The sequence below is a fragment of the Micromonospora sp. DT47 genome (assembly GCF_049844475.1).
GTDB lineage: Bacteria > Actinomycetota > Actinomycetes > Mycobacteriales > Micromonosporaceae > Micromonospora.
Window position 1 is genome coordinate 1 of record NZ_JBNCLC010000007.1, and the last position, 16,007, is coordinate 16,007.

At 74.0% G+C, this 16,007-nt stretch carries 18 protein-coding genes and 1 pseudogene; 10 read left to right on the top strand and 9 right to left on the bottom strand.

Features of this window, described 5'->3' with window-relative positions; all coding sequences use genetic code 11:
- Positions 1–354: 354 nt before the first annotated feature.
- Positions 355–1,644 carry a tyrosine--tRNA ligase gene (tyrS, locus tag ACLQ2U_RS12940; protein ID WP_425750852.1) on the bottom strand — a complete coding sequence of 430 codons (1,290 nt, stop codon included), beginning with the start codon at positions 1,642–1,644 and terminating at the stop codon, positions 355–357.
- 100 nt (positions 1,645–1,744) lie between these two features.
- Between tyrS and ACLQ2U_RS12945 the strand changes: the two genes are divergently transcribed.
- The 4 genes from ACLQ2U_RS12945 to ACLQ2U_RS12960 all read left to right on the top strand — a co-directional run bounded on the left by ACLQ2U_RS12945 (position 1,745) and on the right by ACLQ2U_RS12960 (position 4,119).
- Complete coding sequence (locus ACLQ2U_RS12945; protein ID WP_425751109.1) at positions 1,745–2,128, top strand: PaaI family thioesterase; 384 nt, start codon at positions 1,745–1,747, stop codon at positions 2,126–2,128.
- An 89-nt stretch (positions 2,129–2,217) separates the two neighbouring features.
- On the top strand, positions 2,218–3,444 hold the full coding sequence (locus ACLQ2U_RS12950; protein WP_425750853.1) for an NRAMP family divalent metal transporter: 1,227 nt from the start codon (positions 2,218–2,220) through the stop codon (positions 3,442–3,444).
- Positions 3,441–3,821: a hypothetical protein gene (locus ACLQ2U_RS12955; RefSeq protein WP_425750854.1), complete on the top strand. Its 381-nt coding sequence runs from the start codon at positions 3,441–3,443 to the stop codon at positions 3,819–3,821. Before ACLQ2U_RS12950 ends, ACLQ2U_RS12955 begins: the two co-directional genes overlap by 4 nt.
- Positions 3,808–4,119: a PRC-barrel domain containing protein gene (locus tag ACLQ2U_RS12960; RefSeq protein WP_425750855.1), complete on the top strand. Its 312-nt coding sequence runs from the start codon at positions 3,808–3,810 to the stop codon at positions 4,117–4,119. Before ACLQ2U_RS12955 ends, ACLQ2U_RS12960 begins: the two co-directional genes overlap by 14 nt.
- A 78-nt stretch (positions 4,120–4,197) precedes the next feature.
- On the opposite strand, the pseudogene ACLQ2U_RS12965 reads toward ACLQ2U_RS12960, so the two are convergent.
- The 3 genes and pseudogenes from ACLQ2U_RS12965 to ACLQ2U_RS12975 form a co-directional block, all read right to left on the bottom strand.
- A pseudogene (locus tag ACLQ2U_RS12965) lies at positions 4,198–5,521 on the bottom strand (hemolysin family protein).
- A gap of 132 nt (positions 5,522–5,653) precedes the next feature.
- Complete coding sequence (locus ACLQ2U_RS12970; RefSeq protein WP_425750856.1) at positions 5,654–6,286, bottom strand: hypothetical protein; 633 nt, start codon at positions 6,284–6,286, stop codon at positions 5,654–5,656.
- A 9-nt stretch (positions 6,287–6,295) separates the two neighbouring features.
- Entirely contained in the window at positions 6,296–6,799 is a 504-nt protein-coding gene (locus tag ACLQ2U_RS12975) for a GNAT family N-acetyltransferase (protein WP_425750857.1), read from the bottom strand.
- Between the two features lie 187 nt (positions 6,800–6,986).
- On the opposite strand from ACLQ2U_RS12975, the gene ACLQ2U_RS12980 reads away from it, so the two are divergent.
- Both ACLQ2U_RS12980 and ACLQ2U_RS12985 read left to right on the top strand, forming a co-directional pair.
- Entirely contained in the window at positions 6,987–7,283 is a 297-nt protein-coding gene (locus ACLQ2U_RS12980) for a hypothetical protein (RefSeq protein ID WP_425750858.1), read from the top strand.
- A gap of 217 nt (positions 7,284–7,500) precedes the next feature.
- Positions 7,501–8,382, top strand: a complete 882-nt coding sequence (locus ACLQ2U_RS12985) for a universal stress protein (RefSeq protein WP_425750859.1) — start codon at positions 7,501–7,503, stop codon at positions 8,380–8,382.
- A 3-nt stretch (positions 8,383–8,385) separates the two neighbouring features.
- On the opposite strand, the gene ACLQ2U_RS12990 is transcribed toward ACLQ2U_RS12985, so the two are convergent.
- Positions 8,386–8,517: a hypothetical protein gene (locus tag ACLQ2U_RS12990; protein WP_425750860.1), complete on the bottom strand. Its 132-nt coding sequence runs from the start codon at positions 8,515–8,517 to the stop codon at positions 8,386–8,388.
- A gap of 23 nt (positions 8,518–8,540) precedes the next feature.
- A complete protein-coding gene (locus ACLQ2U_RS12995; protein ID WP_425750861.1) occupies positions 8,541–9,650 on the bottom strand; it encodes an LLM class flavin-dependent oxidoreductase in 1,110 nt (369 codons plus the stop codon).
- A 170-nt stretch (positions 9,651–9,820) separates the two neighbouring features.
- Between ACLQ2U_RS12995 and ACLQ2U_RS13000 the strand changes: the two genes are divergently transcribed.
- Positions 9,821–10,219, top strand: a complete 399-nt coding sequence (locus tag ACLQ2U_RS13000) for a DUF3224 domain-containing protein (RefSeq protein WP_425750862.1) — start codon at positions 9,821–9,823, stop codon at positions 10,217–10,219.
- Positions 10,220–10,397: 178 nt separating this feature from the next.
- Here ACLQ2U_RS13000 and ACLQ2U_RS13005 read toward each other — a convergent pair whose 3' ends face one another.
- From ACLQ2U_RS13005 to ACLQ2U_RS13015, 3 genes are all read right to left on the bottom strand, one after another.
- The gene (locus tag ACLQ2U_RS13005) at positions 10,398–10,673 is read right to left on the bottom strand and encodes a ubiquitin-like small modifier protein 1 (protein ID WP_425750863.1); all 276 of its coding nucleotides are present in this window, start codon (positions 10,671–10,673) and stop codon (positions 10,398–10,400) included.
- 1 nt (position 10,674) lies between these two features.
- Positions 10,675–11,754, bottom strand: coding sequence for a WD40/YVTN/BNR-like repeat-containing protein (locus ACLQ2U_RS13010; protein ID WP_425750864.1), 1,080 nt, complete (start codon positions 11,752–11,754; stop codon positions 10,675–10,677).
- An 85-nt stretch (positions 11,755–11,839) separates the two neighbouring features.
- A complete protein-coding gene (locus ACLQ2U_RS13015) occupies positions 11,840–12,481 on the bottom strand; it encodes a DNA-3-methyladenine glycosylase (RefSeq protein WP_425750865.1) in 642 nt (213 codons plus the stop codon).
- Positions 12,482–12,557: 76 nt separating this feature from the next.
- On the opposite strand from ACLQ2U_RS13015, the gene ACLQ2U_RS13020 reads away from it, so the two are divergent.
- From ACLQ2U_RS13020 to ACLQ2U_RS13030, 3 genes are all read left to right on the top strand, one after another.
- A complete protein-coding gene (locus ACLQ2U_RS13020) occupies positions 12,558–15,077 on the top strand; it encodes an AMP-binding protein (protein WP_425750866.1) in 2,520 nt (839 codons plus the stop codon).
- A 39-nt stretch (positions 15,078–15,116) separates the two neighbouring features.
- The gene (locus tag ACLQ2U_RS13025; protein ID WP_425750867.1) at positions 15,117–15,536 is read left to right on the top strand and encodes a DNA-binding protein; all 420 of its coding nucleotides are present in this window, start codon (positions 15,117–15,119) and stop codon (positions 15,534–15,536) included.
- 91 nt (positions 15,537–15,627) lie between these two features.
- Positions 15,628–15,981, top strand: a complete 354-nt coding sequence (locus tag ACLQ2U_RS13030) for an MmcQ/YjbR family DNA-binding protein (RefSeq protein WP_425750868.1) — start codon at positions 15,628–15,630, stop codon at positions 15,979–15,981.
- Positions 15,982–16,007 lie beyond the last annotated feature (26 nt).

The following is a 16,007-nucleotide window of genomic DNA, read 5'->3' on the forward strand; positions in this document are numbered from 1 at the left end:
TTCAACCCCAATTCCGGGCACCACAATTCGACCGGCTTTCGCCGCTCTCATTCGTGGCTTCCAGCAGGCCGGCCGCTGCGGTCTCCCGCACGCTCGCCCGGTTCCCTGCCGGCGTTGAACCTTACCCGGTCGGCTCCGCCTCACCAAATCGACCCGCAGGCCGATCCGGGGCACCGCCCGGTTCCGAGTCCCGAGGGGTACAACCCTCTGGACCGGTAGCTAATTCCCGCGCTCCGGCCTCCAGGTCTTTCGCCCTGTTCGTCCGTTCCGCGCTGGCAGAGAGAAAGGTACGCCCCCGACGAGTTGATCGCCAAATCCGCCGGGGGCGTCCCGCGTCACATCCGGAGCGTGCCGCTATCTGCGCAGCTCGACACCGGCGAAGGAGCGCTTGCCGCGGCGCAGCACCAGGTACCGGCCGTGCAGCAGGTCGGACTCGGCCACCGTGGCGTCGACGTCGGTGACCCGGGTGTTGTTGACGTAGGCGCCACCCTCGGCGATCACCCGGCGGGCCTCCTTCAGCCCGCCGACCAGCCCGGAATCGCGCAGCAGCCCGGCCACGTCCGGCAGCTCGGTCAGGTGGACCAGGCCGGCCTCGGTCAGCGCGGCCCGCAGCGTCTCCGGCGTCAGCTCGTCGAGCGAACCCCGGCCGAAGAGCGCCTGGCTGGCGGCGACCGCCTGGGCCATCTCCCGCTCCCCGTGCACCAGGGCGGTCAACTCCTCAGCGAGGGCCCGCTGGGCCGCCCGTGCGGCCGGCCGCTCCGCGGTCTCCTTCTCCAGCGCCTCCAGCTCCTCTCGGGAGCGGAAGCTGAAGTAGCGCAGGTAGCGGGTGACGTCCCGGTCGTCGGCGTTGACCCAGAACTGGTAGAAGGCGTACGGGCTGGTCATCTCCGGGTCGAGCCAGACCGCGCCGCCCTCGGTCTTGCCGAACTTGGTGCCGTCCGACTTGGTGACCAGCGGCGTGACGAAGGCCTGCACCGGGCCGGCGCCGCGGCGGCGGACGTAGTCGACGCCGGCGGTGATGTTGCCCCACTGGTCGGAGCCGCCGTACTGGAGCTGGCAGCCGTACCGGCGGTGCAGCTCGAAGAAGTCATTGGCCTGGAGCAGCTGGTAGCTGAACTCGGTGAAGCTGATGCCGCTCTCCAGCCGGGCCTTGACCACCTCGCGGGCCAGCATCTTGTTCACCGGGAAGTGCTTGCCGACGTCGCGGAGGAACTCCACCACCGACATCTCGCCGGTCCAGTCCAGGTTGTTGACCAGCTGCGCCGCATTCTCCCCGGTGTACGAGACGAACGGCGAGAGCTGCTCCCGGATCCGCTGCACCCAGCCGGCGACGACCTCCGGCGGGTTGAGGGTCCGCTCCGCACTCTCCTTCGGGTCACCGATCTGCCCGGTCGCCCCGCCCACCAGCAGCAGCGGGCGGTGGCCGGCGAGCTGGAGCCGGCGGGCCGTGGTGACCTGCATGAGGTGGCCGACGTGCAGGCTGGGCGCGGTCGGATCGAAGCCCACATAGAAGGTGGCCGTCCCTCCGTCGAGCAGCTCGCGCAGCTCGTCGAGGCCGGTCGAGTCCTGGATCAGGCCCCGCCACCGCAGGTCTTCGGTCAGGGAGTCCCGCCGGTGCGGGAGGTTGCTGTCGGTCACGGTCACCGATTCTCCCCCATCCCGGGCCCCGGGCCGTACCGGGTTTGCCGACGAGGGGCCGACTAGGCTGGCGGCTTGCACGAGGCGAGGAGGATCGGCCGTGGAGATGCCGGACCTGACGGGCGGCCTGGTGGCCCTGCTCGGACTGAAGCTGGACGAGGTCAGCGGCGACCGGGTGGTGATCCGTTGGCAGGTACACCCCGAGCTGCACCAGCCGTTCGGCATCCAGCACGGCGGGGTGTACTGCGCGGTGGTGGAGACCGCGGCGAGCGTGGGCGGATCGCTCTGGCTCGGCGAGCGGGGCCGGGTGGTCGGGGTGTCCAACCAGACGGACTTCCTGCGGGCGGTCCGCGACGGCGAACTCACCGCGGTGGGCACGCCGGTGCACCGGGGACGCAGTCAGCAGCTGTGGCAGGTGGAGATCACCGACGCGGAGGGGCGGCTGGTCTCCCGGGGCCAGGTACGGCTGCAGAACCTCACCGGCGACTGATCGTCACCGCGTGGGTGCCTGATTTGCCATAAAGGTGCGCCTGACGTCGTTATCGTCGCGTCGATGACACCGGCCGACCCGCACCCGACGTGAGGAAACTCTTCGCCGCCACCCTCGGTGTGCTCTCGGCCATCGGGGGGTTCGTCGACATCGGCGACCTGGTGGCGGCGAGTCAGGCCGGCGCCCGGTTCGGCATGGGGCACGCCTGGGTGCTGGTGCTCGGCGTGATCGGCATCTGCGCGTACGCGGAAATGGCCGGCCGGATCGCGGCGGTGAGCGGCCGGGCCGTCTTCGACCTGGTCCGGGAGCGGCTGGGCCTGCGGGTCGCGCTGCTCAATCTGGTCGCCTCCTACCTGGTCACGGTGCTGACGCTCGCCGCCGAACTGGGCGGGGTGGCGCTCGCCCTGCAACTGGCCTCCCGGGTGAGCTACCTGCTCTGGGTGCCGGTCGCCGCGTTCGCGGTCTGGCTGGTGCTCTGGCGGATGCGCTTCCAGCTGATGGAACGGGTCTTCGGGCTGGCCGGGTTGGCGCTGGTGGTCTTCGCGGTCGCGCTGTTCCGGCTGCCCACCGACTGGGCGGCGCTGGGCCGGGGCGCGTTGCACCCGGAGGCGTCCGGTCAGGGCTGGGGCGCCTACTGGTTCGTGGCGGTCGCGCTCTTCGCCTCCACGGTCAGCCCGTACGAGGTGTTCTTCTTCTCCTCCGGCGGGGTGGAGGAGAAGTGGAGCGCCGCCGACCTGGCCGACGCCCGGTCGAACGTGCTGGTCGGCTTCCCGGTCGGCGGGTTCCTCGCCCTGTCGCTGCTCGCCACCGCCACGGTGGTCTTCCACCCGACCGGGGTCACCCTGTCGACCCTCGACGAGGTGGCGGAGCCGGCGGTGCTCGCGTTCGGCGGGGTGGGGCTGGCGGTGGCCGCCCTGGCGTTCTTCGCGGTGACCTTCGGCGCCGCCCTGGAGACCGGGCTCTCCGCGGCGTACGCGGCGGCACAGTACTTCGGCTGGCAGTGGGGCAAGCGGGTCAGCCCGCGCGAGGCCGCCCGGTTCCACAGCGTCCTGCTGGTCAGCGTGCTGTTCGGGGTGCTGCTGCTGTTCACCACGATCGACCCGGTACGGCTCACCGAGTACATGCTGGTCGTCAGCGCGGTGGCACTGCCGCTGACGTACCTGCCGATCCTGATCGTGGCGAACGACCGGACGTACCTGGGCGACCGGGTCAACGGGCCGGTGCTGAACCTGCTCGGCGCGGTCTTCCTGGTGGTCATCGTGGCGGCGTCGGTGGCCGCGATCCCGCTCGCGGTGGGGACGGGGATGGGGAGATGAGGGTCCAGCTCGGCCGGCAGCTGCTCGACCGGCAGATCGTCGACTCCGAGGGTCGGCTGGTCGGCAAGGTCGACGACGTGGAGTTCGCGGTCGACGCCGAGGGGTTCCCGTACGTGGCGTACCTGCTCACCGGGCAGGGAGCGCTCGGGCAGCGGATCGGTGGGCGGGTGGGCCGGGTGCTGGTGGCGCTCGCCGCCCGGTTCACCGACGACCCGCCGGCGCCGCCGCTGCGGATCCCGATCGTCGACGTCGAGCGGGTGGACAGCACGGTACGGCTGCGCGCCGGCGCCGGCGAGCTGCCCCCGCCGCCGGTGGAGACGTGGCTGCGCCGGCACCTGATCGACCGGATACCGGGAGCCGGCCGTGCGAGCGGGTGAACTCATCGGACGCACCGCGTACGACCTGCACGGCCGACGGCTCGGCCGGGTGGTCGACGTGGTGGTGCGCGGCGGCTTCCCGGACGGTCGGCTGCGGCTGACCGACGTGATCGTCGCCGCGCACTGGTGGAGCAGGACGTGGGGTCGGCTGATCGGGGCCGAGCGGCACCCGTCCGGGCCGTGGGCGATTCGGGTGCTGGCCCGGGCGCTGGGCCGGGACACCCGGCAGCTCCCCGCCGACCAGGTGCAGCTCCTCCCCCCGGTGCCCGGCTTCCCGTTCGGCACCCCGGGCGGGTGACCCGTCGGCCCCACCGTGCTCCGGCGCGGACCGCGGGGCCCGGCGGGTCGACATGCGGACCGGGAGACGCCGGGACGGTCAGCTGCGGGCCTCGTCGAGGACCGGCTCGCCGTCGGCGGAGGCCTCCGCCGGCTCCGCGATCTTGCGGACCCGCACCTGGGTGATGGCGCGCTGGTCGATGCCGGCCATCAGCAGCTCCCAGCCGTCGATCGGGACGCTCTCCCCGGCCACCGTGGGGATGTGCCCCAGGCAGGCCAGCACCATCCCGGCGACCGTGGTGTAGTCGCCGTTCGGGCGGCCGGGCACCTCGACGCCGATGTGGGGCAGGTCGTGCACGGGGAAGGTGCCGGGCAGCAGCAGCGCGCCGTCGGCCTCGGTACGCACCGAGCGGACGTCCCGGTCGGTCTCGTCGTAGATCTCGCCGACGATCTCCTCGAGGATGTCCTCCAGGGTGACGATCCCGTCGACGGCGCCGCGCTCGTCCACCACCAGGGCGATGTGCTGGCGTTCGGCCTTGAACTGGCGCAGCGCGTCCACCACCGGCAGCGAGTCGGGCAGCAGCATCGGCGGGCGGGCGCACTCGTCGACCGGCCGGCCGTCCCGGACGCCGACCAGGTCCCGCAGGTGGATCACGCCGACCACGTCGTCCAGGCCGCCGTGCCGGACCACCGGCGCCCGGGAGTGCCCGGTGGCGGCGAGCACCAGCCGGGCCGCCTCCGCGGTGGTCCCGCTGTCCAGCGTGAAGACCTGCAACCGCGGTACGAGCACCGCCCTGAGCTGCCGGTCGGCGATCTCCACCGCGCCGGCGATGATGGTCCGCTGCTCCTTGGTGAAGCCGTGGTTGCCGGCGACGATGTCGCGCAGCTCGTCCGGGCCGATCTCCTCGGGCTCGTGCTTCGGGTTCAGGCCGACCAGGCGTACCACCAGGTCGCTGGTGGCGCCGAGGGCCCAGACGGCCGGCCGGGTGAAGGTGGCCAGCAGGTCGAGCGGGCGGGCCACCAGCAGCGCCCAGCGCTCGGCGGACTGCATGGCGATCCGCTTCGGGGCCAGCTCGCCGAAGACCAGCGTGACGAAGGTCAGCGCCAGGGTCACCACCACGATGGCGGCCGTCTCGGCGCCGCCGCCGAGGAAGCCGAACAGCGGTACGAGCGGCTTTGCCAGCGAGACCGCCGCGGCGGTCTCGCTGGCAGCCGGCCAGGGTGATGCCGATCTGGATGGTGGCGAGGAAGCGGTTCGGGTCCTTGGCCAGCCGGGCCAGTACCTGCCCGGCGCGGCTGGTGCGCTCCAGCCGCTGCAGTTGGCTGTCCCGCAGCGAGACCAGCGCCATCTCGCTGCCCGCGAAGAGCGCGTTGAGGACCACCAGGACTCCGACCAGGGCCAGTTGGCTCCAGTAGCTCTGCACGCCCGGTTCTCTCCCTCACGCGACGGGCGTCGGCCGCCAGGGCCGACGCCGCCGGACCGGGGACCCGGCCGGCGTGGCCCCCTCTGTGCCCAGCGGAGGCGTCGGCGAATCCTCCCCGGGTGCCCGGTCGGGTCAGGCCTGGGCGGGCGCCGGCAGGTCCAGCACGTACGAGTCGCCCTCGGGGCGGAAGCCGAGCCGGTGGTAGTACGGGGCGATCATGCCAGTCGGGCTGATCACCCGGCGGAAGCCGCGGTCGGTGAAGAGGCTGCTGCGGCGGTAGACGAACTCCCCCGGGGTGAAGTCGCGGAACCGCGGGGTGACGTAGTCCAGGTCGATCTTGGCGACCCCGTCGGCCTCGGCGTGCGACAGCACCACCCCGACCACCTCGTCGGCCTTGACGACGAGGAACGCCAACCGGTCCGCCGCGTGCGACTCCCAGCGGAAGTTGGGGTTGAAGCGGGCGATGTCGGCGGCGTGCACCCGCAGCGTGTGCGCCAGGAACTGGTCGCCGACCCCCACCTCGACCGCCTGGTAGGTCTGCTCGTCGTGCCGGGTGGCCAGCATCTTCCGCAGGTACCATACGTTGATCACGGTGAGCACCACGTTCAGCCCGACCATGGGCCACACCTGCACGGCGGCGTTGTAGAAGATGAGGATCAGGCAGCCGATCAGGTTGAACGCGCGCAGCCGCAGGATGCGCGTCTGCAGCAGGGACCAGACCAGCAGCGCGGAGCCGGCCCAGCCGACGAGTTCCAGCCAGTTCACCCCGCGAGACTAACGGCCGCCCAGCTCAGGGCCGTCGGCGGGCAGCTCCAGCAGCCACTCCTCGACCTCGGCGCCGCGGCCGTTGGCGTACCCGGAGTCCTCGCCGACCACCACGAAGCCGCACTTGCGCAGCACCGCGAGGGAGGCGCGGTTGTCCTTGGCGGCCCGGGCGTGCACCGGACGCTGCGGCAGCTCGCGCAGCAGCGCGGTCAGCGCGGCGGTGGCGTGGCCCCGGCCCCAGCGCCGAGGGTCGATCCAGTAGCTGACCTCGGTCCGCTCACCCACCGGGAAGGCGAGCACGTGCCCGACGACCTCGCCGTTGGCGACGACGGTGCGGGTGACGATCCGCGGGTCGGCGCGGATCCGGCGCCAGAAGGGGTCGAAGGCGTCCCGGTCGGCCGGGTCCTCCGGCCCGAAGGCGGCCATCCAGTTGGCCTCCGGGTCCTGCTCGTGGGCGAAGAACACCGGCAGGTCGTCGTCGCGCACCGGGCGCAGGCGCAGGTCGGCGGTCACGCTCGGAGGATAACCACCCGCCCCGACGACGGCATCGCGCCCAGTTCCGGGCACAAGGCTCACCGTCCACTGGCTCGGCGTGCGGGTGAGGCACACGGGTCAGGGCGGGGGCGGGGCCGGTCCCCCGGCCGGTGGAACCGACGCCGGCACCGACCCGCCGCCGACCGCGGGCGGCGAGGATCGGCAGGTGCGCCCGCTCCGTACCCGTCGACGCCAACCGGCCGTCTCCGGTCCGCGCGCCACCGTCGCCGCAGCGACCGGCGCCCTCGCCGTCGGCGCCCGGGCGGTTGGCGCCGCGGCGACCGGTTCGCTGGCCGTCTCCGCGCTGGCCGGCGCCGCGGTCGCGGTGGGGGCGCTGGCGATCGGCCGGCTGGCGATTCGGCGCGCGGTGATCCGGGAACTGCGCATCGGCCGGCTGGAGGTGGACGAGCTGGTCGTCCACGCCCGGACGGATCAGCCGGTGGGCGGCAGCACGTCCGGGTAGCCGTACAGGTCGAGCAGGCGTACGCGCCGGGCCGGAGGGTGGGGGCGCTCGCCAACCGAGGCGGGGCGGGTGCTCGCCGAGTCCCTGGCCGGGTGTGTCCCAGCGCTGGCCGGACGTGGCCGCCTCGCCGGCGGGCGCGGCGGCGCGTCCGCCGCCGTTTGCCGGTGGATCGCCGGCGGGTACGCCGACAATGACCTGAACGATCCGGGGAGGGCCGATGTACCGACCTGTCGTGGTGGGCGTGGACGGCTCACCGTCCAGCCTGGTCGCCGCGGAGCACGCCGCCCGCGCGGCCGTGCTGCGGTCCCGACCGCTGCACCTGGTGCACGGCTACCTGCACCCGCTCGGCTACGGCGTGCCGCTGAACCCGTACGACCTGGGGTTGCCGGCGCCGACGGAGGAGGCGCGGAAGATGTTGGAGCGCACCGCGGCCGACCTCGCCGACCGCTGGCCCGGCCTGACCGTCCAGGTACGCCAGGTGGCCGGCGGCCCGGGCGCCACCCTGGTCGAGGAGTCCCGCCGGGCCGAGCTGGTGGTGCTCGGCAGTCGGGGACTGGGCGGCTTCGCCGGGCTGCTGCTCGGCTCGGTCGGCACGCAGGTGGCCGCGCACGCGCACTGCCCGGTGCTGGTGGTCCGCCCCAAGGAGCAGCCGATCCCGGTGGACGGGCCGGTGCTGGTCGGGGTGGACGATTCGGACGGGGCCCGGCTGGCCGCCGGGTACGCCGCCGACGAGGCGGTCCGCCGGGGCACGCCGCTGGTGCTGGTGCACGTAGGACCGCCGGACGAGGACCGGCCGGTGCCGGAGGAGGTCGAGGAGTCGCGGGCCGCGTACCGGGCGGAGGCGGTGCGGCTGCTCGCCGAGGCGTCGGCCGCCGTCCGGGCCGACCACCCGGACCTGGTGGTGCGCGAGCACCCGGTCCGGGCGGCCAGCCCGGCGCGGGGGCTGGTCGAGGCCAGCGGCGGGGCGTCGGTGCTGGCCGTCGGGACCCGCGGCCGGGGCGGCTTCACCGGGCTGCTGCTCGGCTCGGTCAGCCAGGCGGTGACCCAGCACGCGCACTGCCCGGTGCTGGTCGCCCACCCGTACGACCGGGCGGGCTGAGGCTCAGCCGTCCCTGCCGCCGAGCAGCTGGGGGAAGTCGGTGGTGAGGGCGAACGGGTCGGCCGGCCCGGTGGACGGCGGGCGCCGGTCGGCGAGCGGCCGGGTCGAGGAGGGCTGGCCGAGGCCGGCCGACACCACGGCGAGGGTACGCCGGGTGATCAGGCGGTCTCCGCGCCGGCGCCCGCCGGCTCGGCGGCGTCCCGGGCGGCGACCAGCGAGGCGTGAGTGGGTGCCTCGGGCACGTGCGCCGGACGTCGCGCGTCGAACTCCCTGCGCAGCACCGGTACCACCTCCTCACCCAGGATGTCGAGCTGCTCCAGCACGGTCTTGAGCGGCAGGCCGGCGTGGTCGACGAGGAAGAGCTGCCGCTGGTAGTCGCCGACGTACTCCCGGAAGCCCAGGGTCCGGTCGATGACCTGCTGCGGGCTGCCCACCGTCAGCGGGGTCTCCCGGCTGAACTCCTCCAGCGACGGCCCGTGCCCGTAGACCGGGGCGTTGTCGAAGTACGGCCGGAACTCCCGGACCGCGTCCTGCGAGTTCTTCCGGACGAACACCTGGCCGCCGAGGCCGACGATGGCCTGCTCGGGCGAGCCGTGCCCGTAGTGGGCGAAGCGCTGCCGGTAGAGGGCGACCATCCGCTGGGTGTGCTCCTTGGGCCAGAAGATGTGGTTGGCGAAGAAGCCGTCGCCGTAGTACGCGGCCTGCTCGGCGATCTCGGGGCTGCGGATCGAGCCGTGCCAGACGAACGGCGGCACGCCGTCCAGCGGACGCGGGGTCGAGGTGAACGACTGCAGCGGCGTGCGGAAGCGCCCCTTCCAGTCGACCACGTCCTCCCGCCAGAGCCGGTGCAGCAGGTCGTAGTTCTCGATGGCGAGCGGGATGCCGTTGCGGATGTCCTGCCCGAACCACGGGTAGACCGGCCCGGTGTTGCCGCGTCCCATCATCAGGTCCACCCGGCCGTCGGCCAGGTGCTGGAGCATCGCGTAGTCCTCGGCGATCTTCACCGGGTCGTTGGTGGTGATCAGCGTGGTCGAGGTGGAGAGCAGCAGCCGCTCGGTGCGGGCGGCGAGGTAGCCGAGCATGGTGGTGGGCGACGAGGGCACGAACGGCGGGTTGTGGTGCTCGCCGGTGGCGAAGACGTCGAGGCCGACCTCCTCGGCCTTGACCGCGATGGCCACCATCGCCTTGATCCGCTCGCGCTCGCTCGGCTCCCGCCCGTTGGTCGGGTCGACCGTGACGTCGCCGACGGTGAAGACTCCGAACTGCATGACCAGCTCCTCGCGTGTGGGGACCGGACCGTCGTGGCGCCCGGGCGCAGCGCACAACATATTTGACAAGTCAACTATTCCGCCGCGACCGGCCCCCGGGTGGCCCCGGTCACCCGCCACGCCGCCGTACCTGACGGGAGGTGTCAGCCTTCCCGGGCAGGATGACGGGCATGAGCGCACGCGCGGAGGGGACCTTCACCCTCGACAGCTGGGACCAGGAGGCGTACGACGAGGCCGAGGGGGCGGTGCTGGGCGAGGCCCGGATCACCAAGACCTTCACCGGCGACCTGAGCGGCACCAGCACCACCCGGATCCTGATGTGCCGCGCGCAGGTGGAGACCTCCGCGGCGTACGCGGGGTTCGAGCGCTTCACCGGCAGCCTCGCCGGCCGCAAGGGCAGCTTTGTGCTGCACCACAACGCCACCGCCGAGGACGAGACGGGCTCGCTGTCCTGGACGATCGTGCCCGACTCCGGCACCGACGAGCTGCGGGACCTGCGCGGCGGCGGGCGGATCGTCGTCGGCCCGGACGGCGGCCACGCCTACCTGCTGGACTACGAGCTGCCCTGAGGTCAGGAGGTCGGCCACTGGCCGGGGTACGACCCTCCTCCGCCGGCCGGCGGGGTCGCACCGGGCTGCCCCGGGTGCGCCTGGGCGGGCTGCGTACGAGTCCATGCCACCGCTCCCCGGATCCGACGCGAGGGCCGAATGCTGGCGGATCTTCGGGGCAGTGGCTGCCCGCCGGGCCTCAGCCGCCGGCCACCGAGGGCAGCACCTGCACCTCCGCGCCGTCGGCGACCGGGGCGTCGACCCCGCCGAGGTGCCGGCAGTCCTCCCCGTCGACGTAGACGTTGACGTAGCGGCGCAGGTCGCCCCGCTCGTCGCGGATCCGGCGGGCCAGCCGGGGCCAGCCGGCGGCGAGCGCGTCGAGGACCGCGCCCACCGAGCCGGCGGCGTCGACGCTCAGCCGGCTCGCGCCGCCGGCCTCGCCGCGCAGCGGCCCGGGGACCAGCACCGTGACCATCTCAGACCTCCGCCGCCCGGACGCAGAGCACGTCCGGCAGGTGGGCGGCGACCAGCGACCAGGAGTCGCCGTCGTCGCGGCTGGCGTAGACCTCACCGGATCGGGCGCCGACGTAGACGCCGCCCGCCTCGCCGGCGCACATCGCGTCGCGGAGCACCGACGGGTAGAACGGGCCCTCCGGCAGCCCCACCGACAGCGGCTCCCACTTGTCGCCGGCGTCGGTGGAGCGGAACACCCGGCACCGGTGGTCGACCGGGTAGCGCTGCGCGTCGGCGATCAGCGGGAACGTCCAGACCGTGCCGGGGCGGGACGGGTGGGCGACGATCGGGAAACCGAAGTCGCTGGGCAGGCCGGCGGCGATCGACGTCCAGCTGCGGCCGTCGTCGTCGGAGCGGTAGACGCCGTGGTGGTTCTGCGCGTAGAGGCGTTCCGGGTTGCCGGCGTCACGGGCGACCTTGTGCACGCACTGCCCGAACTCGGGCCACTCGTCCGGCAGGAAGTAGGCCCGGATGCCGGTGTTGCCGGGCGACCAGCTCGCCCCGGCGTCCTCGGAGCGGTAGACCCCGCCGGTGGACATGGCCACCGTGATCCGGCGCGGGTCGCGCGGGTGCGGCAGCACGGTGTGCACGGCCTGGCCGCCGAAGCCGGCGCCCCACTGCTCCCGGTGCGGATGGTCCCAGAGCGAGCGGACCAGGGTGAAGCTGCGCCCGCCGTCGTCGGAGCGGAACAGCGCCGAGGGCTCGGTGCCGGCCCAGACCACGTCCGGCTCGTCCGGGCCGGCCGGGACCAGCTGCCAGACCCGGCCGAGGGTGGCCCCGGTGTCGGCCGGGAAGGCGACCGGCGCCTGCTCCGGCTCGTCCCAGGAGGCGCCCAGGTCGTCGCTGGTGGCGACGCTCGGCCCGAAGTGCGAGCTGGTCATCCCGGCGAGCACCCGGGGCGTGGCGCGCCGGCGGTCGACCGCCACGGCGTAGACCCCGGTCATCGGGAAGTGCGGACCGCTCACCTCCCAGCCGTCGCGTCCGTCCTCCCTGGTGGCGAGGAAGAGCCCCTTGGCGGTGCCGATCGCGAGCAGTGTGGGCATGACCGTCCTCCGATCCGTCGGCGAGCACGTGGCGTGATTATGGCCACAGCCACCGACAGAAACGCCAGACCACGCCGGGTCGGGATCAGCCGCGGCGGCGCGGGACGTGCCGGCGGTAGGCGCTCACCGTGGGGTCGCCGGTGATCCAGAAGCGCCAGGGCATGTCGTGCGCCCCGGTCACCCCGACCCGGGGGCCCGCCGAGAGGGCCGTGTCGGGCACCGGCGCCGCCGCCGGGCGCAGCCGCACCGGGCCGTCGCCGAGCAGGTCCAGGCCGTACGCGGAGCGGTCGATGCCGAGGGTGGCGCAGAGCCGCGCCGGGCCGCGGGCCAGGTCGACGTCCCGGCGTACGGCGGGACGGCGGGCGCGCGCCGCGTCGAGCCCGTCGACCACCTCACCGGCGCGCAGCAGCACCGCCGACGCCTCACCCTCCGACCCGGTGACCACGTTCACGCACCAGTGCATCCCGTAGGTGAAGTACACGTAGGCGTGCCCGGCCGGACCGAACATCACCGCGTTGCGCGGGGTACGCCCCCGGTGGGCGTGGGACGCCGGATCGCCGGCCGTCCCCGCGTACGCCTCGACCTCGGTGATCCGGACGGTGACCCCGCCGACGGAGAGCCGGCAGCCGAGCAGGCCGCGCGCCGCCGGCAGCACCGGCCCGGCGAGCAGGTCGGCGAGCGTGACCAGGGCGGGGTCGCTCGCGCGGCCGGTCCGGAGTGCGTCCATGTCCCGACCCTACCCAGCCGTGGGTCTCACCACCCCGTCCTCGTAATTAGGTGAGCCTCACCTTAGAGTTGCCTCCGTGACACCCGTACCTGACCTGCTGCCGGCCGTCCGCGCGGTGCCGTTCGTCCGCGATCTGGCCCGCCACGGTGACCGTCCCGCCGTACTCACCGCCGACGGCGTGCTGTCGTACGCGGAACTGGCCGCGCGGGTCGACGAGACCGCGCGGCGGCTCGGCGAGCGGCGGCGGCTGGTCCTGGTGGCCGGCGCCAACACGGTCGACGCGCTGGTGGGCTACCTGGCCGGCCTGCGCGGCGGGCATCCCGTCCTGCTGGTGCCGGGCGGCGGCCCGGCGGCCGAGGCGCTCACCGCGGCGTACGACCCGGACGTGGTGATCGGGCCGGTCGACGGGGCCTGGACGCTCACCGAGCGGCGGCCGGGCTCGGCGCACGAACTGCACCCCGACCTGGCGCTGCTGCTGAGTACCTCCGGGTCGACCGGCTCGCCGAAGCTGGTCCGGCTCTCGGCCGGCAACCTCCAGGCCAACGCCGAGTCGATCGCCGGGTACCTGGGGGTACGGGAGACCGACCGGGCGGCGACCAGCCTGCCGCTGCACTACTGCTACGGCCTGTCGGTGGTGAACAGCCACCTGGCCCGGGGCGCCGCGCTGGTCCTCACCGACCTCTCCGTCGCCGACGCCTGCTTCTGGGACCTGGTCCGCACCGCCCGGGCCACCAGCTTCGCGGGGGTCCCGTACACCTTCGACCTGCTGGACCGGGTCGGCTTCGCCGCGATGAACCTGCCGCACCTGCGCTACGTCACGGTCGCCGGCGGCCGGCTCGCCCCGGACAAGGTGGTCCGCTACGCCGAACTGGGCCGCCGCACCGGCTGGGACCTCTTCGTCATGTACGGCCAGACCGAGGCGACCGCGCGGATGGCGTACCTGCCGCCCGACCTGGCGCCGACCCGGCCGGAGGCGATCGGCGTGCCGGTCCCGGGCGGCTCCTTCCGGCTGGCCCCGGCGCCGGACCAGCCCGACGGCGTCGGCGAGCTGGTGTACGCCGGCCCGAATGTGATGCTCGGCTACGCCGAGCGCCCGGCCGACCTGGCGGCGGGCCGTACCGTCGAGGAGCTGCATACCGGCGACCTGGCCCGCCGCGGCCCGGACGGCCTGTACGAGCTGGTCGGCCGGCGCAGCCGGTTCGCCAAGATCCTCGGCCTGCGGGTCGACCCGCAGCGGGTCGAGGCGCTGCTCGCCGCCCACGACGTGGGCGCGGCCTGCCTGGGCACGGACGACGAGCTGCTGGTGGCGGTGGCTGGCGACGCCCCGCCCCGGCGGGTCCGCCGGCTGGTCGCCGAGGAGGTCGGCCTGCCAGCGCGGGCGGTCCGGGTGCTGCCGGTGCCGGAGCTGCCCCGGCTGGCCAGCGGCAAGGTGGACTACCCGGCGCTGCGGGCGCTGGCATCGACGCCCACCGAGGCACCGCCCGCCGCGCCGCGGGTGGAGACGGCCGGCGACGACCTCTGCCGGCTCTACGCCGAGGTGCTGGACCGCACCGACGTCACCCCGGACCGGAGCTTCGTCGACCTGGGTGGCGACTCCCTGTCGTACGTGGAGATGTCGGTCCGGCTGGAACAGGCGCTCGGGCAGCTGCCGCCGAACTGGCACCTGCTGCCGATCGAGGCGCTACCCGCGCCGCGCGCCGGGCGACCCCGGCGCCGTCGCGCGTTGGAGACCAGCGTGGCGTTGCGCGCGGCGGCCATCGTGCTGATCGTCGGCTCGCACATCCCGCTGTTCACCCTCACCGGCGGGGCCCACCTGCTGCTCGCGGTCGCCGGCTTCAACTTCGCCCGGTTCCAGCTCACCGACACCGACCGACGCGACCGGCTGCGGCAGATCCGGGCCGGGCTGGGCCGGGTCGTGCTGCCCACGACGGCCTGGATCGCGGCGATGCTGGTGGTCACCGACCAGTACCGGCTGAGCACCCTGCTGCTGGTCAACAGCCTGGTCGGGCCGGCGGACGGGCGTACCGAGTGGCACTTCTGGTTCATCGAGGCGCTGGTCTACATCCTGCTGGCGGTGGGTGCCCTGCTGGCGGTGCCCCGGATGGACCGGCTGGAACGGCGCTTCCCGTTCGGCCTGCCGGTCGCCCTGGCCGGGCTGGGGCTGCTGAGTCGCTACGACCTGTTCGGCCTCGACGCCCGCTACGACCTGCCGGCCGGGGTGGTCGCGTTCTGGCTCTTCGCGCTCGGCTGGGCGGCGGCGCGGGCGGACGGCGTCCGCCAACGGCTGCTGGTGACCGCGGCCGCGGCGGTGACTGTGCCGGGCTTCTTCGGCCAGCCGCAGCGGGAGGCGCTGATCGTCGCCGGGTGCGCGCTGCTGACCTGGCTGCCGACCGTGCCGAGCATCGGCCCGGTCAACCGGGTGGCCGGGGTGCTCGCCGGCAGCTCGCTCTACATCTACCTGACCCACTGGCAGGTCTACCCGCACCTGCGGGACCTGCCGCTGGTCGCGCTCGCCGCGTCCCTGGCGCTGGGCATCGGGTACGCCGCGGTGGTCAACCGGGCCGGCCGGTGGCTGTCCCGGATGCGGTCTCAATAGTCCGTTGACATCGAACTGTTGAAGAGGTCTGATCGGGGCATGACGCGCCCACCGGACGAGCCCTTCACCGCTCCCGACGCGGACCGGGCCCGCGCCCACCGCACCTACGCCGCGCTGCAGCGGATCACCGAGCGGCACGCCGGCACCAACCCGCGCCGGCGTCGCCACACCAACCCGTACCTGGCGGACCCGTGGGAGGCGGTCGCGCTGGTCACGGCCCTCGCCGCCGGCGGCGCCGAGCTGGAGCCCGGGGAGGAGCCGGTGGACGACGCCGACCTCACCGCCGCGCTGACCCTGGTGCCGCACCTGCGCGCCGAGCTCGACGCGCTGGAGGCGGGACTGCTGGCCCTGGCCCGCGCGCGCGGGCTGACCTGGCAGGCGATCGCCTTCGGGCTGGGGCTGGGCAGCGCCCAGGCCGCCCAACAGCGGTCCGAACGCCTCTCCGCGCGTACCGCCTGACGGCTCCCGCCACCGCGCGACGTCCTCGGTCAACCGATCAAGGTCCAGATCAGCGAGACTGGGCGGGCAACCGTGCCACCGGGAGGACGCGATGACGCGCGAGGAGATGCTGGCGTACTGCCTGGCGAAGCCGGGCGCCTGGCTGGACCAGCCCTGGGAGGGCGACGAGGTGGTGAAGGTGGGCAGCCGCATCTTCGCGTTCCTCGGCGCCGCCGACGGCGAGGCGCGGCTCGGCGTGAAGTGCGGGCCCAGCCGGGAGGTCGCCGACGAGTGGCTGCACCGGTTCCCGGCGGACGCGAAGGCGTCGCCGTACATCGGGCGGTCGGGCTGGAACAGCCTGCGGCTCGACGGCGACATCCCCGACGACGAGCTGGTCGAGGCGGCCGACGGGTCGTACGACGCGGTGGTGGCGAAGCTGCCGAAGCGCGAGCGCCCGACGGCGTGAGGGTCGGCGCGGCGGAGTGCCGCGCC